Here is a 25,830-nt window from a genome sequence, read left to right on the forward strand (position 1 = left end):
GTCCTCCTGCGGTATCAGTCATCCATCCGGAAGTGACCGCTGTGCAGCAACACCGGCCGGCCGCCGATTTCGTCGAGCATTCGTCGTGCCTTCGCCTCGATCGCCGACCGGTGCGCATCGAACGCATCCAGCAAATCCCGTTCGAGCAGCGACGGTGCACCGAAATGGTCTTCCAGTGCTTCGGCCGTGATCGCGCACTGCACGCAGCGGCCGTCGACCAGCGCCGAAAACGCGACGACCAGATCGCGCGCGCAATATTCGGGCGGTTCGGGTGGAAAGGCTATCTGCATCTGTCCGCCTGTCATCGTCGGGGCAATTCATGACATGAGCATAGCGGCCCGCGGCACCGCACGCTTGACCCACGTCAACCGGTTCGCTGCGCCGCACGAAGCGACGCCCGACGGGCGCTCAGCCCGCCTCCGCATCGATCGCCGCGCCGCGCTCTGCCAGCAGTTCGCGCAGCACGCTGCGATGGCAGCGGCGCTCATCCTCGCAGTAGCAGCCGATCGAGAACGCGCTCGTCGCCGACAGCGCGGCGAGCAGGTCCAGCACCTTCGGTGCGTCGCCGTGCGCCATTTCCGCGCGGAAGTGACGCGTGAACGCACGCCATTCGGCGTCGGTTTCGGCAGCCTGCGCCTGCGTGACCAGCTCGGGGCTCGGCGACAGCGTCGGCAGCCATACATCATAGTAGTTGCGCGATGCGAATTCCGCCTTGGGTACCCCGCGCGGCGGCCGCCGCACCGTGCCGATCCTCAGGCCCTCGCCGGCCGCGCGCGGCGTGCCGAGCCGTACGATTCGAATTGCCATGCCGCTCCTTCGTCTTGGGTTCGATCCGCCATCGTACCGCCGCGCCGCCGCCGCGCAAGAAAAAACCGGCTGCCTCCGCGGGGGAGACAGCCGGTTCATGCGATGCGATCGGGCGCCCGGGGCGCGCCGGTCAGACGCCGCTCTTCAGCACCTTGCCGATCGCATCCGCGACGATGCCGACGTTCGAATCGTTCAGCCCCGCGACGCACATGCGGCCCGAACGCAGGACGTACACGCCGTGCACGTCACGCAGCGCATCGACCTGCGATTCGGTCAGGCCCGTGTACGTGAACATCCCGCGCTGCTTCACGTAGCGCGTGAGGGCTTCACCGCTGACGTAGTCGCGCAGGCCGTCGTGGATCGACTGGCGCATCCGCGCGATCCGGCGGCACATCGCGGCGAGCTCCTCTTCCCACTGCGTGCGCAGCGCGGGCGTGCTCAGCACGGTCGCGACGACCTTCGCGCCGTAGGTTTGCGGGTTGCTGTAGTTCGAGCGCACCGCGCCGGCCAGCTGGCCCAGCACGCGCTCGGCCGCGGCCGCATCCTCGCAGACGACGCTCAGGCCGCCCACGCGCTCGCCGTACAGCGAGAAGTTCTTCGAGAACGAGTTCGCGACGAGCGCCGGCACGCCGCGGCGGGCCAGTTCGCGCACGGCGAACGCGTCCGCGTCGAGGCCCGCGCCGAAGCCCTGGTACGCCATGTCGACGAACGGCAGCAGCCCGCGCGCCTCGATCACGTCGATCAGCTTCTCCCACTGGCCTTCGTCGAGATCGACGCCGGTCGGGTTATGGCAGCACGCGTGCAGCAGCACGATGCTGCGCGCCGGCAGCGCGTCGATCGCCGCGAGCATCGCGTCGAACTTCAGGCCGCCCGTCGCCTCGTCGTAGTACGGGTACGTGTTCACCGTGAAGCCCGCGCGCTCGAAGATGAAGCGGTGGTTTTCCCAGCTCGGGTCGCTGAGCCACACCTGCGCGTCCGGGAAGTAGCGCTTCAGGAAATCGGCGCCCACTTTCAGCGCGCCCGAGCCGCCCAGCGTCTGCACGGTCGCGATGCGACCGGCCGCACGCGCCGGATGATCGGCGCCGAACACCAGCGCCTGCACGGCGTCGCGATACGCGGCGAGGCCGACCATCGGCAGGTAAGGCTTCGGGCCGAGGTCGCGCTGCAGCGCGGTTTCGGCTTCGCGCACGGCCCCCATCACGGGAATCCGGCCTTCGGCATCGAAATAGATGCCGATGCTCAGGTTGACCTTCTGATCGCGCGGATCTTTCTGGAAGTTCTCGTTGAGCGTCAGGATCGGATCGCCCGGGTACGCGTCGATGTGTTCGAACATGGCTATGTCGGTCTCGTTTGGAAGAATGGTCGGGGTGCCCGTGTCAGCGCACGGACGCGCCGTCGCGCATCACATAGTCCGCATTCTTCTGACGGAAGCGATACCCGACCGCGAGCACCGCGAGCCATACGGGGATCAGGTACACCGACAGGCGGAGATCCGGCGTCAGGTACATCACGACGAGAATGCCGGCCATGAACGCCAGGCACAGGTAATTCGTGAAAGGATAGCCCAGACTGCGGAACGAAGTCTGCTCTCCGGCGATGCGCTTCGCCTGGCGGAACTTCAGGTGGATCAGCGTGATCATCGCCCAGTTGATGATCAGCGCCGACACGACGAGGCCCATCAGCACCTCGAACGCCTTGCCCGGCATGAAGTAGTTGACCAGCACGCACGCGCCGGTGGCGAGCGCCGACGCGCCGAGCGCGGCGAGCGGAATGCCGCGCTTGTTCACCGAGCACAGCACCTTCGGCGCGTTGCCCTGCTTCGCGAGGCCGAACAGCATCCGGCTGTTGCTGTACACGCCGCTGTTGTAGACCGACAGCGCGGCCGTCAGCACGACCACGTTCAGCACGTTCGCGACCAGGTTGCTGCTCAGCGCGTGGAAGATCAGCACGAACGGGCTGCCGCCGGTGACGACCTTTTCCCACGGATACAGCGACAGCAGCACGGCGAGCGCGCCGATGTAGAAAATCAGGATCCGGTAGATCACCTGGTTGGTCGCGCGCGGAATGCTGTGCTTCGGATCGTCGGCCTCGGCCGCGGTGATGCCGATCAGCTCCAGCCCGCCGAACGAGAACATGATTGCCGCCATCGACATCACCAGCCCCGACACGCCGTTCGGGAAGAAGCCGCCGTGCTGCCACAGGTTCGCGACGCTCGCTTCCGGCCCCGCATGGCCGCTCGCGAGCAGCCAGCCGCCGAAGCCGATCATCCCGACGATCGCGGCGACCTTGATGATCGAGAACCAGAATTCCGTCTCGCCGTACGACTTCACGCTCGCCAGGTTCAGCAGGTTGATCGCGACGAAGAACACCAGCGCCGACACCCAGGTCGGCACGCCGGGCCACCAGTACTGCACGTAGATCCCGACGGCCGACAGCTCGGCCATGCTGACGAGGATGTACAGCACCCAGTAGTTCCAGCCGGACAGGAAGCCGGTGAAGTGGCCGACGTACTTGTCGGCGAAGTAGCTGAACGAGCCGGCGACCGGCTCGTCGACCACCATCTCGCCGAGCTGGCGCATGATGAAGAACGCGACGACGCCGGCCACCGCGTAGCCGAGCAGCACGGACGGGCCGGCCATCTTGATCGTCTGCGCGATGCCGAGGAACAACCCCGTACCGAGCGCGCCGCCGAGCGCGATCAGCTGGATGTGCCGGTTCTTCAGCCCCCGCTTCAGGCCGTCCTTCTCGTTTCCAGAAACCATGTCTTCTCCATTTTGCCCGCCTCCGCCGGAAGCGGTGCGGCGCGCCTCGGTGTGCCGGGCGCTGTTTTGCTGTGCCGGCGGCTGTTCGTGGAGCCGCCGGGTTGGGGACTGCAATCTTCGCGTGGCGACCCCCGATTCCTGTCGGCAGGCCCGCCAGACCGGCCGCCGACCGTCGCTCTTGCCGCCTTGCTGCAGGCGCACACGAAAATCCGGCGTCAGTTTAGCGTCGCGACAGCGAAATCGGGTTGCGTAACCGGCTCATGCAAACCCTACATTATGAGATAAGATTGCGCTCAGGAGACAGATGAGGAAACAAAAATGCCTGAACCGGTTCTCGATCGCATCGATCGCCACTTGCTGTCGGTGCTGCAGGAGAACGGCCGCGCGTCGAACCTCGACCTGGCGAAGGCCGTCGGCCTGTCGCCCGCGCAGACGCTGCGACGCCACCGCCGGCTGGAGGAGATCGGCGCGATCCGCCGTTACGAAACCCGTCTGTGCCCCGACACGCTCGGGTTCGGCGTCACCGCGTTCGTCCACGTGACGATGGAGCGCGGGCATATCCGCGACCTGTCGAAGTTCCAGAAACTCGTGTCGGATCTCGCGCAGATCCAGGAATGTTTCTCGGTGACGGGCGATATCGACTATGTGCTGAAGGTCGTCGCGCGCGACCTGAAGGGGCTGTCCACGTTCTTGCTCGAAACGCTGATGCGGATTCCCGGCGTGAGCGGCGTGCATTCGAGCGTGTGCCTCGACGAGATCAAGTGTACGAGTGCGATGCCGGTGGAAGGCTGATGCGGCGCCGCGCGAACGGCGGGGCGACACCCGGTTCGGCAGCCGTGCTCAGCGCACCGCTTCGGACGCGCTGATCAGCAACGCCCCGCACGCAATCACCAGACACCCGCCGGCGCGACGCGGCGTCAGCCGCTCGCCGAGATACACGCGCGCGATCAGCGCCGCGAACACCACGCTCGTTTCGCGCAGCGCCGACACCGGGCCCATCGGCGCACGATCCATCGCCCAGATCACGATCCCGTATGCGAGCGCCGCGCACACGCCGCCGCATGCGGCCTTCGCCGTTTCACCGACCTCCTGCGCGAGCCGCAGCGGCCCAGCCCGCAGCCGATAGTACGCGGCCATCAGCAACCCCGTCAGCACGAACATCCACGCCGTATAGCCGACCGTGCTGCCGCTTTCCCGCACGCCGATCCCGTCGACCACGCTGTACGCGGCGATCGATACGCCGGTGGCGAACGCAGTCGGCAGCACCTGCGTCATCCGGTGCCGCGCGCCGCGGCCGCGCTCCAGCCCGATCGCCATGATGCCGGCGCAGATCAGCATGAGCCCGCATTGCGCACCCGCGTTCAGGCGCTCGCCCGCGAACGCCGCCGCGCCCAGCGTGACGAGCAGCGGCGCGGTGCCGCGTGCGACCGGATACGCGACGCTCAGGTCGCCGTGCTCGTAAGCGCGCACCAGCAGCAGCGTATAGACGACGTGGAGCACCGCCGATGCGACGATGCAGGCCCAGCTCGCGGGCGTGATCGGCGCGGCGGCCGGCAGGAACAGCAGCGCGAACAGCCCGATCGCGATCTGCAGCACCGTGGCCGAGCGCAGCCGGTCGCCGCTGCTGCGCACGAGCGCATTCCACGACGCATGCAGGAAGGCGGCGCACAGGACGGCAAACAGAACGGGAATCGGCACGTTGAGCACTCGCTGACGGCCGGCAACGCGAAATCGTCGCCGCGGGCCAACCATCGTATGAATGCGTCACACGATTGTCAAAAAAAGGAACGCAGCCCGGCACCCCGCGAACCGGCTCGCCGCGCGCTGTCGCCCGCCCCGCGCGGCATGCGCGGCAGTGACCGTGCGCGCCGCCGAATGTGTCGCCCAGGTTGCATCCGCGTGGCCCCTTTCCGCTTTCTTTCGCGCCGCGTCGCGCCGTAATGGAATCGATACCACGGTGCAACCGTCGCGAAACCGGTCCGCCCCCATATCTTCATACCGAACTGCTTCAATGCCGGGGCGCTATCGCGCGTTCCGCGCCGGACTGACACGGCGACGGGGCCGATCTTCACCGTCGAAAGCCTACCTGGAGTTTCCCGATGTTCCGTCAAGCCTTGCTCGTCACCGCCTGCGCAGCCGCGGCGCTTGCGCTGTTCGCCTGCGGCGGCAGCGACGATCCCACGTCGACGCCCGCCGTGTCGTCGCAGGACGCGCTGCAGACCGCCACGCCGATCAAGCACGTCGTCGTGATCTACGGCGAAAACGTGTCGTTCGACCACTACTTCGGCACCTACCCGAACGCGTCGAACCCGTCCGGCGAACCGTCCTTCACCGCGAAGCCCGGCACGCCGACGATCAACGGGCTGACGGGCACGCTGCTCACCGCGAACCCGAACTTCACGAACACGGCCAACGGCACCGACGCCGCGAACCCGTTCCGCCTCGACCGCACGCAAGCCGCGACCGCCGACCAGAACCACGCGTACACGGCCGAGCAGCAGGCCGAGGACAACGGCCTCGCCGACCTGTTCCCGAAATACACCGGCAAGGGTTCGTCCGGCGGCGCCGGCGCGTTCGGCACGAAGGGCCAGGTGATGGGCTACTTCGACGGCAACACCGTGACCGCGCTGTGGAACTACGCGCAGCGCTTCGCGATGAGCGACAACGCGTACACGACGGTCTACGGCCCGTCGACGCCGGGCGCGCTGAACGTCGTGTCGGGCCAGACCAACGGGATGCAGATCGTCAAGACATCCAAGCAGCCGTCGACGCTCGCCGCCACCTCGTACTACATCAACGACGGCCAGGGCGGCTTCACGATGATCAACGACGTCGACCCGGGCTTCGACGTGTGCTCGAGCACGACCGACCAGGCGATGATGAGCGGCAAGAACATCGGCGACCTGCTGAACGGCGCGAAGATCACGTGGGGCGGCTTCATGGGCGGCTTCAACCTGTCGACGACCAACGGCAACGGCACGACCGGCTGCAACCGCAGCACCGTCGCCACCGCCGTGAACGCCGCGACGGCCGACTACATCCCGCACCACAACTGGTTCCAGTACTACGCGTCGACCGCGAACCCGCAGCACACGCGTCCGAGCGCAGTCGCGGCGATCGGCTCGAGCCTCGAAGCCGACGGCAAGACGGCCGAACCGGCGAACCACCAGTACGACACCGACGACTTCTTCGCGGCCGTGAAGGCCGGCAACTTCCCGTCGGTCAGCTTCCTGAAGGCGCCGGCCGCGCAGGACGCGCACGCGGGCTACTCGGATCCGCTCGACGAGCAGGCGTTTGTGACGAAGGTCGTCAACTTCCTGCAGCAGCAGCCGGACTGGCAGAACACGGCCGTGATCGTCACCTATGACGACTCGGACGGCTGGTATGACCACGCGTACACGGCGCCGACTCGCTCGTCGTCCGACGCGGTCGACCAGGTGAACGGCAACGGCAAGTGCGGCTCGGGCGGCACCACCGGCGTGAATGGCGGCACGGTGAACGGCCGCTGCGGCCCGGGTGTGCGCATCCCGCTGGTCGTGATCTCGCCGTACGCGAAGCAGAACTACGTCGACCACACGATGATCGACCAGGCGTCCGTCGTGCGCTTCATCGAGGACAACTGGCTCGGCGGCCAGCGCATCGGCGGCGGTTCGTTCGATGCGACGGCCGGCGACCTGCGCGGGCTGTTCGACTTCGCGTCGAAGCCGAACACGGCACCGCTGTATCTCGATCCGACGCAAGGCACCGTGCTGAGCGCGGCGCCGTCGATCTGACCGGCGTCGCATAACCGCCAGAAGCAAAGCATCAGGCCGGCGCATCGTGCGCCGGCCGTTTCCGTTTAACGCGCCGCTTTCACACGGTGCCCGACTTTCGACAGACAGCATGACAGCCCGTCCCGCGTTCCCGTCTCCCGACGCATCCGGCGCCGCCGCGCCGCGCTCCCCTGCCCGCGTGCTGCGCCGCGCGGCGTTCGTGCTCGGCGCGGCCGTGCTTGGCTACGGCGCGTTCGCGATCGCGTTTCCGGCCCGTACGCCGGCGGCGATCGGAGACGTCGTCGCCGACTGGACGGGTGCGAATCCGCATCCGGTCGTGCTGCAGCGCCCGGCCGCGCAGCCGTTGTCGGCGGTCGCGCAGCTCGGGCGCGCGCTGTTCGCTGATCCGTCGCTGTCGGCATCCGGCAAGCAATCGTGCGCGTCGTGCCACAGCCCCGATCATGCGTACGGGCCGCCGAACGGGCTCGACGTGCAGCCGGGCGGCCTCGCGATGACGCAGCAGGGCTACCGCCCGCCGCCGTCGCTGATGTACCTGTATCGCCAGCCCAACTTCAGCATCGGCCCCGATGCCGGCGAAAACGACGCCGCGCCGAGCGTCGCGCAGCAGGCCGCGTCGGCCGCCGGCGTCGTCAAGGCGCAGAAGGTGGCCGGCACGTCGGCCGCGCCGCAACTCGTGCCGCAGGGCGGGATGTTCTGGGACGGCCGCGCCGATACGTTGCAGCAGCAGGCGTTCGGGCCGCTGCTGAATCCGGTCGAAATGGCGAACGCGAGCATCGACGACGTCGCGCGCAAGCTCGCGCAGTCGCCGCATCGCGCGCAGTTCGAGAAGCTGTTCGGCGCGCGCGTGTTCTCCAGCCCGCAGCTTCTGGTGTCGGAGGCGATGTTCGCGATCGCGCGCTATCAGGTCGAGGATCCGTCGTTCCATCCGTACAGCAGCAAGTACGATCGCTGGCTCGAAGGCCGCGCGCGCCTGACGCAGGCTGAGTTGCGCGGGCTGCGGCTGTTCAACGATCCGGACAAGGCAAATTGCGCGGGCTGCCACCTGTCGAAGCCCGGCAAGGACGGCTTGCCGCCGATGTTTACCGACTATCAGTACGAGGCGCTCGGCGCGCCGCGCAACAAGGCGCTCGCGCAGAACCGCAACCCGGCGTTCTACGATCTCGGCGTGTGCGGGCCGTTCCGCGAGGACCTGAAGGACCAGACGCAGTACTGCGCGATGTTCCTCACGCCGACGCTGCGCAACGCGGCGACGCGCCATGTGTTCTTCCACAACGGCGTGTTCCATACACTCGACCAGGTGATGGCGTTCTACAACGAACGCAGCATCTCGCCGCAGAAGTTCTATCCGCGCGGCGCGGACGGCAAGGTCGACGTGTACGACGACATCCCGGCGAGGTACCGCGCGAACGTCGACGTGACCGATGCGCCGTTCGATCGCAAGCCCGGCGACCAGCCCGCGATGACCGAGCAGGACATCAAGGATATCGAAGCGTTTCTCGGCACGCTGACCGACGAGCCGGCACGCTGACTGCTGGCCCGCCGCCGCGTCTGGTCAGCGCTGCGCGCGGATGCAGAGGAACGCCGGCGCCAGCGACAGCTCCGCATGGAGCCGCTCCGACACGGCCTTCATCTCGGGCAGCGGCGTCGGTTCGACGAACCGGTCGAGCCGCCAGCCGGCGTCGGCGAGCGCGTTCAGGATGTCGGCAAGCGGCCGGCGCCACGCTTCGACATAGGGCTTCGGTTCGCCGAAACCCGACCAGTGGAAGCCGAAGCGGCTCGTATCGAAGTACGTGGCGTCCCCGCGTGTGCGCTCGTCCATCCAGTCGCGCATCGGGTGCGCCATCGAGAACACGAGCGTCCCGCCGGGCCGTGCGACGCGTCTGAATTCACGCAGCGTCGGTGCGAGGTCGTGCACGTAGTCGAGCGCGAGCGAGCACAGCACCTTGTCGACCGACGCGTCGGGCAGCCACGCGAGCGGCGCCTCCAGGTCGCCCTCGACGACGTCGACCGTGAGCCCCGCGCAGCGCGTTCGCGCGAGCGCGACCATCTCGGGCGTGATGTCGAATGCGTGGACGGTCGCGCCGTGGCGCGCGAGATGCGCGCTGCAGATGCCGGGCCCGCAGCCGGCGTCAAGCACCGTCAGGCCGTCGACGTCGCCGAGTAGTGCCAGCGTCGCCGGCCGCTCGTAGAGCGCGTTGTGCGCCTTGGTCGGCGCGATGTCCGCGTAGCGTTGCGCGAAGCTCGCGTAAGCGCGGCGGGCGGGAGGTTCGGTCGGGTCGGTCATGCGGCGTCCGTCGGTGGAAAGGCGGCAGGCCGATTCTGCCCGATCGGACGATGGATGGCGACCCGCCCCTCGCGCCGGCGTCAGGACAGGCTGTCGAGCAGCCGATACCAGGCGACCCCGGCCGCGATATAGAAGCGCTGCAGCCGGTGCAACGGAATCGGCCGGATCGGCGTGACCCGGAACGGCAGCGGCAGTTGCGCGTCGCCCGACAGATGCGCGGCCAGATGTTTGCCGAGCGTCGTCGCCATTGCGATACCGCGGCCGTTGTAGCCGAGCGCGATCGTCACGCCCGGCGCGGGCTCGTGCACGTGCGGCAGGAAATCCGCGGTGATCGCGACGCGCCCCGCCCAGCGGTATTCGAACCGGACGCCCTTCAGTTGCGGATACAGCAACGTCGTCGCGCGCTCGAGATGGCGCCAGTCGCCCGGCGCACGCGGTTCGGCGAACGGGCCGCGGCCGCCCATCAGCAGGCGCCCGGCGGCGTCACGGCGGAAATACAGCAGCAAACGCCGCGCATCCGATGCGACCTCGCCGCCGGCGAGGATGTCGCGACCAAGCTCCGGCGCGAGCGGTTCCGTCGCGACGATGAAACTGTTCGCGGCGATCACCGACTGGCGCAAGCCGGGCCACAGCCCGTCCGTGTAGCCGTTGGTCGCGATCACGACGCGCTGGGCGGACAGCGTCGCGCCGCCCGACGTCGCGATCCGCCAGCGGCCGTCGGCGCGCGTCAGCCCGACGGCGCGGGTGGAGCCGTGCACGGCGGCCCCGCTCGCCTGCGCGGCGCGCACCAGGCCGCGCGTATAGCTGAGCGGCTGCACGCTGCCCGCGCGGCGATCGATCCAGCCGCCCGCATACGCATGCGTGCCGAGCCGTCGCGCGACGTCGTCGCGGCCGAGCACGTCGACCGGTGCCCCGCGCGCGGCCCATTGCTGCGCCCGACGTGCGACCGTGTCGAGCATCGCGGCGGTCGGCGCCGGCTGGATCCAGCCGTGGCGACGCGCGTCGCAGTCGATCGCGTGCCGCGCGATCAGGTCGAACACGGTGTCGGCCGCGCCGCCGACGATGCCGGCAAGCTGCTCGCCGGCCGTGTCGCCGAACCGGCGCACCAGTTCGTCCGGGTCGTATTTCAGCCCGGGAATCACCTGCCCGCCGTTGCGGCCCGACGCGCCCCAGCCCGGCTGTGCGCCGTCGATCACGCGAACGTTCACGCCGCGTTCGGCCAGGTGAAGTGCGGTCGACAGGCCCGTGAAGCCGGCGCCGACGATCGCCACGTCGCACGACACGGACGCGTCGAGCGCGGGCGTATCGGGTGCCGGCGCGGCGGTCGCCGCCCATAGCGAATCCGGCCACGGCGAGTCGGGCCATCCGGATGCCGCGTTCGTTGCACTCATGTTCGATCCGGGTTGTCGGCGCCGTCCGACGCCAGCAGGCGGCGCAGGAATTCCTGCGTGCGGGGATGCGTCGGCTGCGTCAGCACGGCGCGCGCCGGCCCGCTTTCGCAGATGGTGCCGTCATGCAGGAAGCACACGCGATCGGCCACCTCGCGCGCGAATGCCATCTCGTGCGTGACGACCACCATCGTCATTCCGTCGCGGGCGAGCCCGCGCATCACGCCGAGCACTTCGCCGACGAGTTCGGGGTCGAGCGCCGACGTCGGCTCGTCGAACAGGATCGCCTGAGGCTCCATCGCGAGCGCGCGTGCGATCGCGACGCGCTGCTGCTGGCCGCCAGACAGCTCCGACGGGAACGCATTCATCCGGTGCGCGAGCCCGACCTTGTCGAGCAGCGCGCGGGCCTGCTCGCGCGCTTGCGCGGCCGGCATGCGACGCACGTGCACCGGCCCTTCCATCACGTTCTCGAGCGCCGTGCGGTGCGCGAACAGGTTGAAGCGCTGGAACACCATGCCGACGCGCATCCGGAGCTCGTGGATGCGCGTCGAATGTGCGTCGACCTTCACGCCGTCGATCGTGATCGCCCCTTCGTCGTAGGTCTCGAAGCCGTTGATACAGCGCAGCACGGTCGACTTGCCGGAACCGGACGGCCCGATCAGGCACACGACTTCACCCTGCTGCACGTCGAGGCTCACGCCCTTCAGCACCGCGTGTTGCTGAAACCGCTTGTGTATCGAATCGATCCTGATCATGCGCCCCTCCTCAGTGCGAGCCGCTTGCCGAGCCGGTTCACGCCGAACATCAGCGGCAGGCCGAGCGCGAGATACAGCAGCGCGACGAGCGTGTAGACGCTCATGTTCTGGAACGTCGACGACGCGATCAGCTGGCCGGCACGCGTGATTTCCGCGACCGTGATCGTCGACGCGACCGATGAATCCTTCAGCAGCATCACGAGCGTATTGCCGTACGGCGGCAGCGCGATGCGGAACGCCTGCGGCAGCACCACGCGCCGCATGATCATCGGGCCGCGCATGCCGATTGCGTGCGCGGCTTCGATCTGGCCGCGATCGATCGCCTCGATGCCCGCGCGGAAGTTCTCGGCCTGGTACGCCGAGTACGCGATGCCAAGGCCGAGCACGCCGGCCTGGAACGCCGACAGCTGCACGCCGAGATCGGGCAGCACGAAGTACATGTAGAACAGCTGCACGATGATCGGCAGCCCGCGGATCACGTTGACGATCGTGCTGCCGGCCGTCGACACCGCCCGGTTGCGCGACACCTTCATCAGCGCGAGGATCAGCCCGAGCACCGAGCTGAGCACGAACGCGCATGCCGTGATCTCGACGGTGACCACCGCGCCCTTCAGCAGGATCGGCAGGAAATCGATCGCGTTCTGAAAAAACATGAGGTTTCCTATGCGACGTCCGAACGGCGCGCCGCGGGGGATGCCCGCGACGCGCGGGCGATGCAGGTCGGAAATCGGCCGCCGATGCTCAGCTCATGTGCCACTTCTGCAGGATCTGCTGCAGCGTGCCGTCGCTCTTCATCTTGCGGATCGCGCCGTTGAGCTGTTCGAGCGTCGCGGTGTCGCCTTTGCGCACGATGAAGCAGACCTGCCCCTTCACGACGCTCTGGTATTCCGGCACGAGCCGCACCTGGCGATTGACGCCGTGCTCGATCTGGTACGCGACGATCGGCTGGTCGGCGAAGCCGGCCTTGATGCGCCCGAGTGCGACGTCGCGCATGATGTCGGCGATCGAATCGTAGGTCCGGACTTCCTGGAAGATGCCCTTCTTGTTGAGCGCATCGACGAACGCGGTGCCGACCTGCGCGCCGACCACCTGCCCCTTGAAATCGTCCATCGACGTATAGCGGCCCGGGTCGTCGGCCTTCACGATCAGGCCTTCGCCGAACGAGTAGACGGTGTCGGAGAAATCGACGACCTGCTGGCGCGCCGGCGTCTTCAGCATCGCGGCCGAGATGATGTCGATCTTCTGCGTGGTGAGCGACGGGATCAGCGCCGAGAACACGGTCTGCTGCACGTCGACGCGAAACCCGGCAGACTTCCCGGCCGCGGTGATCGCATCGACCATCATCCCCTGGATGGAATTGCTCTTGACGTCGAGAAATGTGAACGGCACGCCGGTGGCCGTCGCGCCGACCTTCAGCGTGGGCTCGGCCGCAACGGCGCTCGCCGAAGCCGTGGAGAGTGCGATACAGGTGGCGAAACCGGCGGCCAGTGCGCCGAACCGCTTGATGAACGAAACCATGACGTCTCCTTCTCGATTAACCCGGTGCGTCGGCCGGCCGCTGATCGACACTGCGACGATGACCCGATCTTAAAACGAATCAAAAATATCGCAAATAGATTTTTGCGTATCGATATGCGATGCGCTATGATGCGATATCGAATCGATCCCGCCCCTCGCCATGGAAACGTCACCCGATCAATCAAACGATCTGCTGTTCAATCAGTCGCTGGAAAAAGGGCTCAACGTGCTGCGCGCGTTCAGCGCGAAGCGGCGCACGATGACGCTGGCGGAAGTGGCCGACGCGGCAGGGATCACGAAAAGCTCCGCGCAGCGGATGGTCTATACGCTCGAGCAGCTCGGCTACGTCCGCAAGCATCCGGTCACGCGGCGTTACCAGCTCACGCCGCACGTGATGCGGATCGGCTTCAACTATCTCGCGGCCGATACGTTGATCGACGTCGCGAATCCGTTCCTGTCCGAGCTCACGAACCTGACCGGCGAAACCACCAATCTCACCGAGCCGGACGACGACGAAATGGTGTACGTCGCGCGTTTCGTATCGACGAAGTTCGTGCCGATCCACATGCCGATCGGCAGCCGTATCCCGATGTACTGCACCGGCAGTGGCCGCGCATTCCTGAGCGCGTTGCCGCCGCAAGAAGCGCGTGTGCGGCTCGACGGCATGGTGCGTACGCCGCATACGCCGCGTACGGTCACGGCGCTCGACGAGCTCGTCGCATTGCTCGACGGTGCACGGCGCGAAGGCTACGCGACCAACCAGGAAGAACTGTTCATCGGGGACATGTCGATTGCCGCGCCCGTGCTCGGCAGCCAGGGGCAGCCGGTCGCGGCCGTGCACGTGGTCGCACCGACGAGCCGCTGGACGTTCGACGATGCGCGCCGCAAGCTCGCGCCGGCGGTGATCGACTGCGCGCGCGGAATCAGCAATTCGATCCGGACGCTTGAATAGCGTCGGCGAAACGGCCTACGGCGCGCCGTTGCATTGCGCAACGGCGTTCTATCGCTGCTGCGGCTTCGGCGAATGCTCGGTCCGATAGGTACTGTTCGGGCGTAATACGAGCTGCTTCGCTGCGGCGTCCAGTTCCTTGCCGTGATACAGATCGATGCACTTCAGGAAGTCGAACTTCACGTCCCCGACTTCCGATTCGACAACCGGATTCCGATAGTCGCGGGCCAGATACTTCGCGACCAGCGCGTGAATGACATCCGGCGCACGTTCCATGTCGTAGTAGCTCCAGTCGCGCAACGCGCTGGTACTGCTGCCGATGTCCTTGCTCACGCCGGGTTCCTGCTTGTAAGCGGTAGCCAGGCATTCCGAGAGCGCCATGTCCTTGAAATTCTGGAGATAAGTCCGTGAACCGGACGCCGGCGAGGCCTGTGCGGCGTCCTTCGCCGCAGCCATCGCCGGTTGAAGCGCGATGTACACCAACGCAGCAGCGACCCAGACTCCCCTCATGACGCACTCCAAAAATTGGCGCGATCGGTACGATACCGCGCGCCCGGTTCGTTGAAGTAACAATGGTCGTAACACGTCCGCCCGTTGAACAGCGTGGCGTAGCCTTGCGCATTGCGGCCGCATGCTCCCCGTGGTCGCCCCCTGTCCGTGCCGCGAGTCGGACCCAATCCCCCGACGGGGAAAAGTATTGCCGACTGTCTCCGCCCAGGATGGAAAGATTCCGATGAGAAAATGCGACCTGATGAGCATCGGCCTGCGAGGCTCTTCGCCCACCCGTCCCCTCGTTTTCCCCAATCCCGTTCAGCTTGACTCGGCTCCCCCGATCGTCAAAACTTCACACATCTCAAGTGTGATCACAGATCGCAGATCAAACCCAGGAGAACCCGCCTTGGCGCCCCGTATCGTCCCGCCCGCACTGAAAGCCATCGAATCTGAAACGATGGCCGACAAGGTCTACCAGCAACTGCGCGAAGCGCTGATGAGCGGCCGCTTCGCGCCGGGCCAGGCGCTGAGCCTGCGCAGCGTCGCCGAGGCAGTCGGCTCGTCGACGATGCCGGTGCGTGCCGCGCTCACGCGGCTGCGCGCCGAGCGCGCGCTGGTCGACGGTCCGAACCGGGCGCTCGTCGTACCGCCGATGACGCTCGACATGCTCGACGAACTGCGCGACGTGCGGATCGCGCTCGAAGGTTGCATCGCCGAGCGCGCATGCGCACGGATGACCGACGCGCAGATCGCGGCCGTGCGCAAGACCTGCGAGACGATGCAGGCGCACGTCGAGGCCGGCCGCTCGCGCGCCTACCTGCAAAGCAATTTTGCGTTCCACAGCGCGATCTACGCGCATGGCGCCAGCGAAAGCACGCTCGCGATCGTCGAGAACCTGTGGATGCGCGTCGGCCCTTTCCTCAACATGGTCGCGCTCGACATTCCGCACATGCGGCGCTCGATGGATGCGCACCGCACAATCGTCGATGCACTCGAGCGGCGCGACGGCGCGGGCGTGCGGGCCGGCATCGCGCTCGACATCGGCGGCGCCGCGCACGATCTCGCCGAGACGCTGCGGGCCGAACAGACACCGCGGACCGTGAACGCGAAACCGTAGCGGCCGCTCGCCACGACCGGACGAATCGCGAGCGGCCGCAATCCGACTACATCAACGATGGAGACAACCCGGCATGACAGCTTCCGACCTGCTGAAACCCTATGACGGCCTGCGCGTCCTCGTGACGGGCGGCGCATCGGGCATCGGCCTCGAAATCGCCGACGCGTTCGCCGAATGCGGCGCGCGCGTGCACGTGTGCGACGCGTCGCAAGCCGCGATCGCGGCGCTCGCCGACCGGCCGCCGCGCGCCGCAACTGGCGCAACCGGCGCGATCAGCGCGACGCTGGCCGACGTCTCCGACCCGGCGGCCGTCGAGCGCGTGTTCGCCGACGTATCGGCCACGCTCGGCGGCCTCGACGTGCTGGTCAACAACGCGGGCATCGCCGGCCCGACCGGCGGCATCGACGAAATCGACCCCGTGCAGTGGGAGCAGACCGTCGCGATCAATCTGAACGCGCAATTCCAGTTCGCTCGCCGCGCGGTGCCGCTGCTGCGCGACTCGAAACACGGCGGCGCGATCATCGCGCTGTCGTCGGTCGCGGGGCGACTCGGCTATGCATTCCGCACACCGTACGCGGCGACCAAGTGGGCGGTCGTCGGCCTCGTGAAAAGCCTCGCGATCGAGCTCGGGCCGCTCGGCATTCGCGTGAACGCGATCCAGCCCGGCATCGTGCGCGGCCCGCGGATGCGCCGCGTGATCGAGGCGCGCGCGCAGCAGCTCGGCATCGGCTACGACGAAATGGAGAAGCGCTATCTCGAGAAGATCTCGCTGCGGCGCATGACCGATCCGGCCGAGATCGCCGCGACCGCGCTGTTCCTGTGCTCGCCGGGCGGGCATGGCATTACCGGGCAGGCGATCTCCGTCTGCGGCAACGTCGAAGTGCTCTGACGCCTCCCGCATCGTTCACCGAAAGGAATTCATCCGTGGCAAACGCTCGCAAAGTCATCATCACGTGTGCGCCGACCGGCGCGATCCATACGCCGTCGATGTCGCCGTACCTGCCCGTGACGCCGCACGAAATCGAAGCGGCGGCAGTCGCGGCCGCGCAGGCTGGCGCGGCGATCCTGCACCTGCACGCACGCAACCCGTCCGACGGCAAGCCGACGCAGGATCCGGCCGTGTTCGCCGAATTCCTGCCGCGCATCAAGGCACAGACCGACGCGGTGATCAACCTCACGTCAGGCGGCAGCCCGCACATGACGGTCGACGAACGGTTGCAACCCGCGCTGCATTTCCAGCCCGAGGTCGCCTCGTTGAACATGGGCTCGATGAACTTCGGGCTGTACCCGATGCTCGAGCGCTTCCGCGAACTGAAACATCCGTGGGAGCGAGAACATCTCGAGAAAAGCCGCGATCTCGTGTTCAAGAACACGTTCGCCGACATCGAGACGATCCTCACGCGCTGCGGCGCGAACGGCACGCGATTCGAATTCGAGTGCTACGACATCTCGCACCTGTACAACCTCGCGCACTTCGTCGACCGCGGGCTCGCGAAGCCGCCGTTCTTCGTGCAGAGCGTATTCGGCTTGCTCGGCGGCATCGGCGCGCATCCGGAAGACCTGATGCACATGCGCCGCACGGCCGACCGTCTGTTCGGCGGCGATTACGTGTGGTCGATACTCGGCGCGGGTCGCAACCAGATTCCGCTCGCGACGATCGGTGCTGCTCAAGGTGCGAATGTGCGCGTCGGACTGGAGGATTCGCTGTGGATCGCGCCCGGCAAGCTCGCGGAATCGAGCGCCGCGCAGGTACTGAAGATGCGGCAGGTGCTCGAGGGCCTGTCACTAGACATCGCGACGCCGGCCGAGGCGCGCGCGATGCTCAAGCTCAAGGGCGGCGACGCGGTCAAGTTCTGATCGCCGGGTTGCGCCCGACATCACGCAACACCAGGACCCGCAAGCGCAGAGACAAGGCGCCGGCCCGAGCCGGCCGGTGCCAGGATGCCTTCCATCGCCCCGCTCCCGTCGAGCGCCGCCGGCGCGGCTCCGTCGTCTGCCCCTCCGCTGCGCGCGACGTAGCGGCCTCAGCCGAACGCGGCACGCCGTGCTTGCCGTGTGCGCCCGTTCGCCATTACCGGAGTCGTCCGCATGTCCACTCATCACGCCCAGGCCCTGCCTTCCGCCGCCGGCGACGCAAGTGCGTCGCTGAACCGGCTGCTGTTTCGCAAACTGATGCCGCTGCTGATCGCCGCCTACGTAATCAGCTTCCTCGACCGCACCAACATCGCATTCGCAAAACACTCGATGGGTGTCGATCTCGGCATTTCATCGGCCGCCTACGGACTCGGCGCGGGCCTGTTCTTTCTCACCTACGCGCTGTTCGAAATCCCGAGCAACCTGATCATGCACCGGGTGGGTGCGCGCTTCTGGATCACGCGAATCATGATCACGTGGGGTGCATTGTCGATCGCGATGGCGTTCGTCGCCGGCCCGACGTCGTTTTACGTGATGCGCCTGCTGCTCGGCGTCGCCGAAGCCGGGCTGTTTCCGGGCGTGATGCTGTACCTCACGTACTGGTTCGGTCGCGAGGAACGTGCGCGGGCGACCGGCTATTTCCTCCTCGGCGTGTGCATCGCGAACATCGTCGGTGGTCCGCTGGCCGGCGCGCTGATCGAACTCGATGGAACGCTCGGCTTCCACGGCTGGCAATGGCTGTTCGTCGTCGAGGGAATTCCGGCCGTCCTGCTCGCCTTCGTCGTGTGGACACGCCTGCCGGACCGCCCGAGCAGCGCGCCGTGGCTGTCCCCCGAAACCGGCCGCGCGCTCGAACGCACGCTGGCGGCGGAACAGGATGCAGGCGTTGCCACCCACGGCGGCCACGCGTTCGGTGCCGCGCTGCGCGATCCGCAGATCTGGCTCGCGATCTTCGTGTACTTCTGCCACCAGTTGACCATCTACACGGTGATCTTCTTCCTGCCCGGCATCATCGGCGCGTCGGGGCGTCTGTCGCCGTTCGCGGTCGGGTTGCTGACCTCGCTGCCCTGGCTCGCCGCCGCGCTGGGCGCCGGGACGCTGCCGCGCTTCGCGCGCGAGTCGCGTCATTCGCGCCGGATGCTGTGTGCGGGGCTGCTGATCATGGCGGCCGGGATGGTCGGCGCCGCGCATGCGTCGCCGGTCGCGGGGCTGCTCTGCGTGTGCGTGGCCGCGTCCATGTTCTTCGTCGTCCAGTCGATCGTGTTCACGTTTCCGGCGTCGCGGCTCGCGGGCAGTGCACTGGCCGGCGGGCTCGGGCTCGTGAATACGTGCGGGTTGCTGGGCGGCTTCGTCGGGCCGACCGTCGTCGGCGCGATCGAACAGGCGACCGGCAATGCGAAGAACGGGCTGACGCTGCTGGCGGCGGCGCTCGTCGTCGCAGCGTTCGCGAGCCTCGCGTTGCGTCACGGACACGAACGCGCCGACGCGCGGTCGCGCGATTGAGGACAGGCGAAATCTTGCACTGAACCGGCAGACGTGCTTCGGCGTGATCCGGTCGCGATACGGGCTGGAAACCGGCAAGGGAACGGGAAAAGGCGATGACAGGCAGCCCGGGCGCCGCAGCCTGTGCCGAGGAGGGCTACCGGGTCGCCGTCACCGGCGTCGCGACGGTTGCGGCCGCACCCATCCGCCGCTCCGCCAGCTGCTGCGCGAACCGGTATGCGACCAGCGAGCCCGCCACGGCCAGCAGCATCGGCACGAGGCTGTCGTGATTCGCACGCGTGAATTCGAGCAACAGCACGACGGCCGTGATCGGCATCTGCATCGACGCGGCGAGGAACGCGGTCGCGCCGACCAGCGCGCATCCGCCGATCGACGCGCCCGGCCACACGAGGCTCCACAGCCCGCCGAGCACGACGCCGAGCAGCGCGCCATTCGCGAGACCGGGCGTCAGCAGCCCGCCTTCGGCACCCGCGCGCAGGCTGCCCGCCTCGATCGCCACCTTCAGCACGAGCAGCGTCGCCGCGAGCCCGATCGTCAGCGTGCCGTCGAAGCCCATCGAAGCCGGCCCCTTGCCGTTGCCGAGCAGTTGCGGAAAGCGCATTGCCAGCACACCGATCACCGCAAAATTGATCAGCGCGAGCACCGGCAGCAGCCGGCCCTTCGGCGCATCCGCCCGTGCGCGGCTCGTGAGCCGCACGAAGCCGTATGCGGCGAAACCGAACAGCGGCCCGCAGACGATCGACCACGCGACGAGCGGCGTGCTCAGCACGAACGGCGGCACCGTGTACTGATGTTCGTTGCCGAGCCCGATCCATGCGACGGCCGCCGCGATCGCCGACGTGACGACGGCCGCCACCAACGCGCGCAGTTCGAACGTGCCGAGCAGCACTTCGAGCACGAACACGGCACCGCCGAGCGGCACGTTGTACACGGCCGCGAGCCCGGCACCCGCGCCGCACGCGACCATCAGCCGGCAATCGGCGGGCGTGAGCCCCGCGCGGTGCGCGAGCTGCCCGGCCAGCAGCGAGCCGATCTCGCGCGGCGCAACTTCGCGGCCGAGCGGCGAACCGAGCGCGACGGTGACGATCTGCAGCAGCGCGTGAACCGTCGTGCTGACAAACGGCATCCGCGGATCGGCGGCGCGCACCGCACGGCGGATGCTGACGAGCGGCCGGCCGTACCGGTACAGCGCCCACCAGCCGCCGCCCGCGACGAGCCCGCAGACGACGAGCACCGCAACCCGCCGCTGCGGGTCGGCCTGGCTCACGCCGGTAAGGAAGCTCTCGGTGCCGACCACGTGCGCGAGGCTGTAGCCGTACGCGACGTGCTGGATCGCGTGCAGCAGCAGCGCGAGCAGCATCCCGCCGACTCCCGCGCCGACGCCGGTCAGGATCGTGACGGCAGCCATTCGTGCGAACGGACTGGCGGACGGCGAAGCAGACGCGGGAGCGGACGGGAGATCGAGGCGCATGGTATCGGCGAACGGGAGTCGAAAGGACGGCGCGCACCGTGCACGCCGCTGTCAGCCCCGAATCGTAGGCGCCGGCATCTCATGAGACAAACGTATTTTTCTGATCAACTCATGCATTCAGCGCATACAAGAGAGACGGCGACTCCCGATGGGGCGTGCCGCCGTCCGCCGCTGTCGCCGCAGCCGCGTCACGCCGGATACGTGACGCGCTCCGGCTCGCGCCGCATGATCACCTTCCCGTGGCGCACCGACAGCGTGGCCTTCACCTGCCGGCGCACGGCTTCATAGTCGCTGTCGGCATCGAGCACGACCAGGTTCGCCGGCCGCCCGACTGCGATCCCGTAGCCGTCGCCGAGATGCATCGTCGTCGCGCTGTGATCGGTCACGAAGTCGAGACAGCGCTGCAGGTCCTGGTAGCCCATCATGTGGCAGATGTGCAGGCCGGCGTCGAGCACGCGCAGGATGTTGCCGTTGCCGAGCGGATACCAGGGATCCTTGATCGAATCCTGTCCGAAGCACACGTTCAGGCCCGCGCGATCGAGTTCCGCGACGCGCGTGACGCCGCGCCGCTTCGGAAACGTGTCGAAGCGCCCCTGCAGATGAATGCTCTCGGTCGGGCACGACACGAAGTTCAGGCCCGCGCGCTTCAGCAGCCGGAACAGCTTCGAGCAATACGCGTTGTCGTACGAGCCCATCGCGGTCGTGTGGCTCGCGGTCACGCGCGCGCCCATGCCGCGCACGCGCGCCTCTTCCGCGAGGACTTCCAGAAAACGCGAATGCGGATCGTCGGTCTCGTCGCAGTGCACGTCGACGAGGCAGCCGGTGCGTTCGGCCAGCTCCATCAGGAAGCGGATCGAGCTGACGCCCTGCTCGCGCGTGTTCTCGAAATGCGGGATCCCGCCGACGACGTCCGCGCCGAGTTCGATCGCCTGCGCCATCAGCGCGCGGCCGCCGTCGAACGACTCGATGCCTTCCTGCGGGAACGCGACGATCTGCAGGTCGATCAGCCCGCTCGCCTCGTCCTTCACTTCGAGCATCGCCTTCAGCGCGGCCAGCGTCGGATCGGTGACGTCGACATGGGTGCGCACGTGCTGGATGCCGTGATCGCGCAGCATGCCGATCGCCGCATGCGCGCGCGTCTTCGTGTCCTCGTGCGTGATCGTCGCCTTGCGCTCGGACCAGCGTTCGATGCCCTCGAACAGCGTGCCGCTCATGTTCCAGGCCGGCTCGCCGGCCGTGAGCACGGCATCGAGATGGATATGCGGTTCGACGAGCGGGGCAATCGCGAGACGGCCGCCCGCATCGACATCGCCGGCGCCAACCGATGTGACCGGCGCGGCTTGCGCGTCGATCCGCGCGATCCGGTCGCCGTCGATGCCGATCGTGAACAGCCCGTCGCGGCCGCGCAGGCGTGCATTGAAGAGGTTCATGGTGGGTCCAGGCGTCATGCGGCGTCAGCGCGCCGCGTGGTGGGGAAAAACAGGCTCCTGCGATGCGTGCCGCGCTTATTCGAAATCCTCGATCGTCAGGCCGGTGGCCGCCCGCATCTCGTCGTTCGTCACGTCGCGCACGTGCTTGCCGAACGTCCACACATGCCGGCCGGGATCGCGCGCGCGATACATGCGATCGCCGTAGAACTGGTCGGCCGGCGCCTGCAGGATCTCCGCGCCGGCCGCACGTGCGCGTTCGCAGTGCGCGTCGATGTCGGCGTCGTCGGGAAGATGCACGTGGACGTGCTGCGTGTTCCGGTCGCACGTGTCTTCCGGTGAGGCGATGAAGTCGGCCCACGCGCCGCCGATCATGACGAGGCCGTCGCCGAATCTCATTTCGGCGTGTGCGATGTCGCCTTCCGGCGTGGTGACGACCAGCGCGCGCTCGAAGCCGAATGCGCGTTCGAGCCACGCGAGCGCGGCTTTCGGGTCGCGGTAGCACAGCGCGGCACTCAAGGAAGGACGGCGCGGCGTGGTCATCGGGGGTCTCCGGATCTCGGCACGGGTCTGCCCATTCTCCACGCGCGCGGCGCGGCGATCAACTCCCGCGCCGGCGACGCGCGTGTTGTCAATGCGCGACACGGTGTGTGCGGTCACCCTGCATCCCGCGTCGCGCCGTCGGCGAAAACGCGCGCCATCCGGCCTCCGGACCGATTTGTGAACGCCGTGTGACGCACTCTTGCGCAGCTCGCAACGGAGCGCTCGCGCGCCTGCGGCCGGAATCGCGCGACCCCGCCCCTACACTTGCGCCGAACTTTGGTCACCCGTCCCACACGCAGGAGCTGTTACATGCACAAAACGAACAAAACCCTGATTGCCGCCGCATCCGCCGCAGCACTCTTCGCCCCGCTCGCGCACGCCCAGAGCTCGGTCACGCTGTACGGCCTGATCGATGCCGGCATCGCTTACACCAACAACGCCGGCGGCGCATCGCTGTGGCGCATGACCTCCGGCACGGTCAACGGCAGCCGCTTCGGCTTGCGCGGCACGGAAGATCTCGGCGGCGGCCTGAAGGCGCTGTTCGTCCTGGAGAACGGCTTCAACGTAAACAACGGCGCGCTCGGGCAGGACGGCAAGCTGTTCGGCCGCCACGCGTATGTCGGCCTGACCAGCAGCGGCTACGGCACGCTGACGCTCGGCCGCCAGTACGACACGATGGTCGACTTCGTCGCGCCGCTGTCCGCAACGGCCGGCGACTTCGGCGATACCGGCTTCGCGCATCCGTTCGACAACGACAACCTGAACCACTCGGTGCGCATCAACAACGCGGTGAAGTACACGAGCGACACGATCGCGGGCTTCAAGGTCGGCGCGCTGTACGGCTTCTCGAACTCCACGAACTTCGCCGGCAACCGCGCGTACAGCGTCGCGGCGAGCTACACGAACGGCCCGCTGAAGCTGGCCGGCGCGTACCTGCAGATGAACGGAACGAAAGGCTCGACGAGCGCGAGCCCGGGCGCGACCGACGTGGCCGAAGCGAAGAGCGTGAGCCAGGGCGGCTGGTCGGTGGGCGCGGACCGCATGCGCTCGTACGGCGGCGGTGTCAGCTACGTGTTCGGTCCGGCGACGGTCGGCTTCGTCTATACGCGCTCGCAGTATGACAACTCGGGCTCGTTCGGTTCCACCGGCCAGGTCGCGTTCAACAACTACGACGTGAACGTGCGCTATGCGGTGACGCCGGCCGTCAGCCTCGGCGCGGCCTACGTGTACACCGACGCCAGCGTGTCCAACCCGGACAGCAAGCACGGCACCGATCCGAAGTGGCACCAGGTCGACCTGCAGGCCGTGTACAAGCTGTCGCGCCGCACCGACCTGTACGCGGAAGCGATGTACCAGCACGCGTCGGGCCGCGGCTACCAGGCCTTCATCAACACGTCGGGCGGCGCCTCGAGCACCGCGAACCAGATCGTCGGCACGATCGGCATGCGCACGCGGTTCTAAATTCCGCGCCGCGTGAGCGCACGTCGCCCGTCAGCCGGGACCCTGTCCTGGCTGGCGGGTTCGCGCGCTGTGGGCGACCTGCACCAATGTTGTTCCATCTGGAAAGCTGCCTGCCCGGAATCGGGGTTTTTGTGCCCGCGTGCGCTGCATAGACTGGCATCGACGGTTCGGATCGCGCGTCGATCGCCGGACCGGCCTCACACCCCGTCTACAGGAGAACATCGTGAAATCGCTCGTCGTTACCGCCGCCGCTGCCGTCCTGCTTGCCGCACCGGCCCTGTCGTTCGCTCAGTCCGCCAAGGCGCCCGTCACGCGCGCGCAGGTGCTGCAGGAGCTCTACGACCTCGAATCGGTCGGCTACAACCCGTCGCTCGGCGACGCCGGCAACTATCCGGACGACATCATGGCCGCGCAGGAACGCCTCGCAGCAAAACGGCTCGCCGAGCACAAGGCCGCGCAACGCGCATATGGCCCGGCCGGTGCGGGCGCAACGGAATCGGGCGTGGCGGCAAAGCCCGCGCTGTGAAGGCACGCAGCAACGCCGCACCCGCGTGACATGTGTCCTGCGGGCGCGGCGGAAATCGCGCGAACCGGTCCGTCACGATGGATGCGGCCGGACCGCGTGCCGTCCGGCACGCGACCATCTCGTCTTGTACTTGTATTCGCCCTCAGGCAGCCTGCGGCTCGCGGTCGATCGCGTTCAGCATCTCGACGTCGCGCGCGATCATCCCCGGCACCTGCGCACGCAGCATCTCGACCCAGGTGCGCACCTTCGCGTCGACGAAGCGGCGCGACGGATACAGCGCATACACGTTCATCTTCTGCAGGATATGACCGGGCAGCACGCGCACCAGCGTGCCGTCCTGCAACGCGTCGATCGCCGCATACAGCGGCAGCATGCCGATCCCGATACCGTCGCGGATCGCGAGCGCGAGCGACTCGGCCGTATTGGTCTGCACCGGCCCGGCGACGTGGATCTGCTCGATGCCCTCGGCGCCTTCGAGCACCCATTCGTGGGTCGGGAACGCCGGCGTGCAAAGTGTCAGGCACGCGTGCGCGCCGAGATCCTGCGGGCGGGCCGGCGCGCCGTGGCGCTTCACGTACTCGGGCGACGCACACAGGATGCTGAAGGTCGAGCCGAGCAGGTGCGACACGAGCTCCGAATCGGGCAGCGACGATGCGGTCACGACCGCCATGTCGCTCGTGCCGTCGAACAGGTCGGGCATGCGCTGCGACAGCGACAGCTCGATCGACACGTCCGGATATTGCGTGTGGTAGCGCGTGAGCGCGGGCATCACATAGTGATGGCCGACGCTCGCGAAGCTGTGCATGCGCAGCACGCCGGCCGGCCGTTCGTGCGCGCAGCTCGCCTCCTCCTCGGCGCGATCGACGTCGGCGAGGATCTGGCGGCAGCGCCGCAGATAGCTTTCGCCGGCCGACGTCAGCGCAAGGCGGCGCGTCGAGCGATTCATCAGACGGGTGCGCAGGCGCGCCTCGAGCTCCGACACCGCGCGCGACATCGCGCCCGTCGTCGAATTCAGCGATTGCGCGGCCGCGGTAAAACTGCCCGTCTCGACGACGCGCGTAAACACCCGCATGTTTTGTAGGGTATCCATTCCTGTGAGCCACCTGTAGCGGAGCCGCCATTTTCCTCCAGCGGGTGCGA

General features: G+C 67.7%; 25 protein-coding genes. 10 read left to right on the forward strand and 15 right to left on the reverse strand.

Annotated features, from left to right (window positions below; all coding sequences use genetic code 11):
* Nucleotides 1–14 precede the first annotated feature (14 nt).
* From U4Y91_RS14905 to U4Y91_RS14920, 4 genes are all read right to left on the reverse strand, one after another.
* Nucleotides 15–305 carry a DUF1488 domain-containing protein gene (locus tag U4Y91_RS14905; protein ID WP_321805647.1) on the reverse strand — a complete coding sequence of 97 codons (291 nt, stop codon included), beginning with the start codon at nt 303–305 and terminating at the stop codon, nt 15–17.
* A 103-nt stretch (nt 306–408) separates the two neighbouring features.
* Nucleotides 409–807 (reverse strand): DUF488 domain-containing protein, encoded by a 399-nt coding sequence (locus tag U4Y91_RS14910; RefSeq protein ID WP_321805648.1) that lies wholly within the window; start codon nt 805–807, stop codon nt 409–411.
* A 130-nt stretch (nt 808–937) separates the two neighbouring features.
* Nucleotides 938–2,140 carry an amino acid aminotransferase gene (locus U4Y91_RS14915; protein WP_321805649.1) on the reverse strand — a complete coding sequence of 401 codons (1,203 nt, stop codon included), beginning with the start codon at nt 2,138–2,140 and terminating at the stop codon, nt 938–940.
* 43 nt (nt 2,141–2,183) lie between these two features.
* A complete protein-coding gene (locus U4Y91_RS14920; protein ID WP_321805650.1) occupies nt 2,184–3,569 on the reverse strand; it encodes an amino acid permease in 1,386 nt (461 codons plus the stop codon).
* 318 nt (nt 3,570–3,887) lie between these two features.
* Here U4Y91_RS14920 and U4Y91_RS14925 point away from each other — a divergent pair, with 318 nt between their 5' ends.
* Nucleotides 3,888–4,361, forward strand: a complete 474-nt coding sequence (locus tag U4Y91_RS14925; protein ID WP_044843065.1) for an Lrp/AsnC family transcriptional regulator — start codon at nt 3,888–3,890, stop codon at nt 4,359–4,361.
* Nucleotides 4,362–4,409: 48 nt separating this feature from the next.
* Here the strand turns inward: U4Y91_RS14925 and U4Y91_RS14930 are convergent, their stop codons facing one another.
* The gene (locus tag U4Y91_RS14930; protein ID WP_321805651.1) at nt 4,410–5,321 is read right to left on the reverse strand and encodes an EamA family transporter; all 912 of its coding nucleotides are present in this window, start codon (nt 5,319–5,321) and stop codon (nt 4,410–4,412) included.
* Nucleotides 5,322–5,668: 347 nt separating this feature from the next.
* Here U4Y91_RS14930 and U4Y91_RS14935 point away from each other — a divergent pair, with 347 nt between their 5' ends.
* Together U4Y91_RS14935 and U4Y91_RS14940 are read left to right on the forward strand one after the other, a co-directional pair.
* Entirely contained in the window at nt 5,669–7,342 is a 1,674-nt protein-coding gene (locus U4Y91_RS14935; protein WP_321805652.1) for an alkaline phosphatase family protein, read from the forward strand.
* Nucleotides 7,343–7,451: 109 nt separating this feature from the next.
* Nucleotides 7,452–8,870: a cytochrome-c peroxidase gene (locus tag U4Y91_RS14940; RefSeq protein ID WP_321805653.1), complete on the forward strand. Its 1,419-nt coding sequence runs from the start codon at nt 7,452–7,454 to the stop codon at nt 8,868–8,870.
* 24 nt (nt 8,871–8,894) lie between these two features.
* Here U4Y91_RS14940 and U4Y91_RS14945 read toward each other — a convergent pair whose 3' ends face one another.
* The 5 genes from U4Y91_RS14945 to U4Y91_RS14965 form a co-directional block, all read right to left on the reverse strand.
* Complete coding sequence (locus U4Y91_RS14945; protein ID WP_321805654.1) at nt 8,895–9,626, reverse strand: class I SAM-dependent methyltransferase; 732 nt, start codon at nt 9,624–9,626, stop codon at nt 8,895–8,897.
* A gap of 80 nt (nt 9,627–9,706) precedes the next feature.
* Complete coding sequence (locus U4Y91_RS14950; protein ID WP_321805655.1) at nt 9,707–11,017, reverse strand: FAD-binding oxidoreductase; 1,311 nt, start codon at nt 11,015–11,017, stop codon at nt 9,707–9,709.
* Nucleotides 11,014–11,769, reverse strand: a complete 756-nt coding sequence (locus tag U4Y91_RS14955; RefSeq protein ID WP_321805656.1) for an amino acid ABC transporter ATP-binding protein — start codon at nt 11,767–11,769, stop codon at nt 11,014–11,016. Before U4Y91_RS14955 ends, U4Y91_RS14950 begins: the two co-directional genes overlap by 4 nt.
* Nucleotides 11,766–12,422 (reverse strand): amino acid ABC transporter permease, encoded by a 657-nt coding sequence (locus U4Y91_RS14960; protein WP_257772560.1) that lies wholly within the window; start codon nt 12,420–12,422, stop codon nt 11,766–11,768. Before U4Y91_RS14960 ends, U4Y91_RS14955 begins: the two co-directional genes overlap by 4 nt.
* Before the next feature lie 88 nt (nt 12,423–12,510).
* Nucleotides 12,511–13,287, reverse strand: coding sequence for an ABC transporter substrate-binding protein (locus U4Y91_RS14965; protein WP_321805657.1), 777 nt, complete (start codon nt 13,285–13,287; stop codon nt 12,511–12,513).
* A 160-nt stretch (nt 13,288–13,447) separates the two neighbouring features.
* Here U4Y91_RS14965 and U4Y91_RS14970 point away from each other — a divergent pair, with 160 nt between their 5' ends.
* The gene (locus U4Y91_RS14970; protein ID WP_321805658.1) at nt 13,448–14,239 is read left to right on the forward strand and encodes an IclR family transcriptional regulator; all 792 of its coding nucleotides are present in this window, start codon (nt 13,448–13,450) and stop codon (nt 14,237–14,239) included.
* Between the two features lie 48 nt (nt 14,240–14,287).
* Here U4Y91_RS14970 and U4Y91_RS14975 read toward each other — a convergent pair whose 3' ends face one another.
* Entirely contained in the window at nt 14,288–14,746 is a 459-nt protein-coding gene (locus U4Y91_RS14975; RefSeq protein WP_321805659.1) for a type VI secretion system amidase immunity protein Tai4, read from the reverse strand.
* Between the two features lie 388 nt (nt 14,747–15,134).
* On the opposite strand from U4Y91_RS14975, the gene U4Y91_RS14980 reads away from it, so the two are divergent.
* The 4 genes from U4Y91_RS14980 to U4Y91_RS14995 all read left to right on the forward strand — a co-directional run bounded on the left by U4Y91_RS14980 (nt 15,135) and on the right by U4Y91_RS14995 (nt 19,262).
* The gene (locus tag U4Y91_RS14980) at nt 15,135–15,845 is read left to right on the forward strand and encodes a GntR family transcriptional regulator (RefSeq protein ID WP_321805858.1); all 711 of its coding nucleotides are present in this window, start codon (nt 15,135–15,137) and stop codon (nt 15,843–15,845) included.
* Between the two features lie 73 nt (nt 15,846–15,918).
* Entirely contained in the window at nt 15,919–16,734 is an 816-nt protein-coding gene (locus tag U4Y91_RS14985) for an SDR family oxidoreductase (protein ID WP_321805660.1), read from the forward strand.
* A 35-nt stretch (nt 16,735–16,769) separates the two neighbouring features.
* Complete coding sequence (locus U4Y91_RS14990) at nt 16,770–17,702, forward strand: 3-keto-5-aminohexanoate cleavage protein (RefSeq protein ID WP_321805661.1); 933 nt, start codon at nt 16,770–16,772, stop codon at nt 17,700–17,702.
* 231 nt (nt 17,703–17,933) lie between these two features.
* Nucleotides 17,934–19,262, forward strand: coding sequence for an MFS transporter (locus U4Y91_RS14995; protein ID WP_321805662.1), 1,329 nt, complete (start codon nt 17,934–17,936; stop codon nt 19,260–19,262).
* Nucleotides 19,263–19,398: 136 nt separating this feature from the next.
* On the opposite strand, the gene U4Y91_RS15000 is transcribed toward U4Y91_RS14995, so the two are convergent.
* The 3 genes from U4Y91_RS15000 to U4Y91_RS15010 form a co-directional block, all read right to left on the reverse strand.
* Nucleotides 19,399–20,733, reverse strand: coding sequence for a chloride channel protein (locus U4Y91_RS15000; protein WP_321805663.1), 1,335 nt, complete (start codon nt 20,731–20,733; stop codon nt 19,399–19,401).
* A gap of 188 nt (nt 20,734–20,921) precedes the next feature.
* Nucleotides 20,922–22,163: a cytosine deaminase gene (gene codA / locus U4Y91_RS15005; RefSeq protein ID WP_321805664.1), complete on the reverse strand. Its 1,242-nt coding sequence runs from the start codon at nt 22,161–22,163 to the stop codon at nt 20,922–20,924.
* Nucleotides 22,164–22,238: 75 nt separating this feature from the next.
* Nucleotides 22,239–22,703 carry a VOC family protein gene (locus U4Y91_RS15010; protein WP_321805665.1) on the reverse strand — a complete coding sequence of 155 codons (465 nt, stop codon included), beginning with the start codon at nt 22,701–22,703 and terminating at the stop codon, nt 22,239–22,241.
* A 309-nt stretch (nt 22,704–23,012) separates the two neighbouring features.
* Between U4Y91_RS15010 and U4Y91_RS15015 the strand changes: the two genes are divergently transcribed.
* Together U4Y91_RS15015 and U4Y91_RS15020 are read left to right on the forward strand one after the other, a co-directional pair.
* On the forward strand, nt 23,013–24,164 hold the full coding sequence (locus U4Y91_RS15015; protein WP_044843051.1) for a porin: 1,152 nt from the start codon (nt 23,013–23,015) through the stop codon (nt 24,162–24,164).
* 223 nt (nt 24,165–24,387) lie between these two features.
* Nucleotides 24,388–24,690, forward strand: coding sequence for a DUF4148 domain-containing protein (locus U4Y91_RS15020; RefSeq protein ID WP_124484885.1), 303 nt, complete (start codon nt 24,388–24,390; stop codon nt 24,688–24,690).
* A gap of 142 nt (nt 24,691–24,832) precedes the next feature.
* On the opposite strand, the gene U4Y91_RS15025 is transcribed toward U4Y91_RS15020, so the two are convergent.
* Complete coding sequence (locus tag U4Y91_RS15025; protein WP_321805666.1) at nt 24,833–25,780, reverse strand: LysR family transcriptional regulator; 948 nt, start codon at nt 25,778–25,780, stop codon at nt 24,833–24,835.
* Nucleotides 25,781–25,830 lie beyond the last annotated feature (50 nt).

Source organism: Burkholderia sp. BCC1993, assembly GCF_905339865.1.
Lineage (GTDB): Bacteria > Pseudomonadota > Gammaproteobacteria > Burkholderiales > Burkholderiaceae > Burkholderia.

What these genes read in the sequence shown, in the direction of transcription:
- U4Y91_RS14960 (WP_257772560.1), bottom strand. Translation starts at nt 12,422, where the DNA reads ATGTTTTTTCAGAACGCGATCGATTTCCTGCCGATCCTGCTGAAGGGC.
- U4Y91_RS15010 (WP_321805665.1), bottom strand. Translation starts at nt 22,703, where the DNA reads ATGACCACGCCGCGCCGTCCTTCCTTGAGTGCCGCGCTGTGCTACCGC.
- U4Y91_RS14965 (WP_321805657.1), bottom strand. Translation starts at nt 13,287, where the DNA reads ATGGTTTCGTTCATCAAGCGGTTCGGCGCACTGGCCGCCGGTTTCGCC.
- U4Y91_RS15015 (WP_044843051.1), top strand. Translation starts at nt 23,013, where the DNA reads ATGCACAAAACGAACAAAACCCTGATTGCCGCCGCATCCGCCGCAGCA.
- U4Y91_RS14925 (WP_044843065.1), top strand. Translation starts at nt 3,888, where the DNA reads ATGCCTGAACCGGTTCTCGATCGCATCGATCGCCACTTGCTGTCGGTG.
- U4Y91_RS14935 (WP_321805652.1), top strand. Translation starts at nt 5,669, where the DNA reads ATGTTCCGTCAAGCCTTGCTCGTCACCGCCTGCGCAGCCGCGGCGCTT.
- U4Y91_RS14940 (WP_321805653.1), top strand. Translation starts at nt 7,452, where the DNA reads ATGACAGCCCGTCCCGCGTTCCCGTCTCCCGACGCATCCGGCGCCGCC.
- U4Y91_RS14910 (WP_321805648.1), bottom strand. Translation starts at nt 807, where the DNA reads ATGGCAATTCGAATCGTACGGCTCGGCACGCCGCGCGCGGCCGGCGAG.
- U4Y91_RS14955 (WP_321805656.1), bottom strand. Translation starts at nt 11,769, where the DNA reads ATGATCAGGATCGATTCGATACACAAGCGGTTTCAGCAACACGCGGTG.
- U4Y91_RS14975 (WP_321805659.1), bottom strand. Translation starts at nt 14,746, where the DNA reads ATGAGGGGAGTCTGGGTCGCTGCTGCGTTGGTGTACATCGCGCTTCAA.
- U4Y91_RS14930 (WP_321805651.1), bottom strand. Translation starts at nt 5,321, where the DNA reads ATGGTTGGCCCGCGGCGACGATTTCGCGTTGCCGGCCGTCAGCGAGTG.
- U4Y91_RS14995 (WP_321805662.1), top strand. Translation starts at nt 17,934, where the DNA reads ATGTCCACTCATCACGCCCAGGCCCTGCCTTCCGCCGCCGGCGACGCA.
- U4Y91_RS14950 (WP_321805655.1), bottom strand. Translation starts at nt 11,017, where the DNA reads ATGAGTGCAACGAACGCGGCATCCGGATGGCCCGACTCGCCGTGGCCG.
- U4Y91_RS14920 (WP_321805650.1), bottom strand. Translation starts at nt 3,569, where the DNA reads ATGGTTTCTGGAAACGAGAAGGACGGCCTGAAGCGGGGGCTGAAGAAC.
- U4Y91_RS15000 (WP_321805663.1), bottom strand. Translation starts at nt 20,733, where the DNA reads ATGCGCCTCGATCTCCCGTCCGCTCCCGCGTCTGCTTCGCCGTCCGCC.
- U4Y91_RS15025 (WP_321805666.1), bottom strand. Translation starts at nt 25,780, where the DNA reads ATGGATACCCTACAAAACATGCGGGTGTTTACGCGCGTCGTCGAGACG.
- U4Y91_RS14945 (WP_321805654.1), bottom strand. Translation starts at nt 9,626, where the DNA reads ATGACCGACCCGACCGAACCTCCCGCCCGCCGCGCTTACGCGAGCTTC.
- U4Y91_RS14915 (WP_321805649.1), bottom strand. Translation starts at nt 2,140, where the DNA reads ATGTTCGAACACATCGACGCGTACCCGGGCGATCCGATCCTGACGCTC.
- U4Y91_RS14985 (WP_321805660.1), top strand. Translation starts at nt 15,919, where the DNA reads ATGACAGCTTCCGACCTGCTGAAACCCTATGACGGCCTGCGCGTCCTC.
- U4Y91_RS14905 (WP_321805647.1), bottom strand. Translation starts at nt 305, where the DNA reads ATGACAGGCGGACAGATGCAGATAGCCTTTCCACCCGAACCGCCCGAA.
- codA (WP_321805664.1), bottom strand. Translation starts at nt 22,163, where the DNA reads ATGAACCTCTTCAATGCACGCCTGCGCGGCCGCGACGGGCTGTTCACG.
- U4Y91_RS14970 (WP_321805658.1), top strand. Translation starts at nt 13,448, where the DNA reads ATGGAAACGTCACCCGATCAATCAAACGATCTGCTGTTCAATCAGTCG.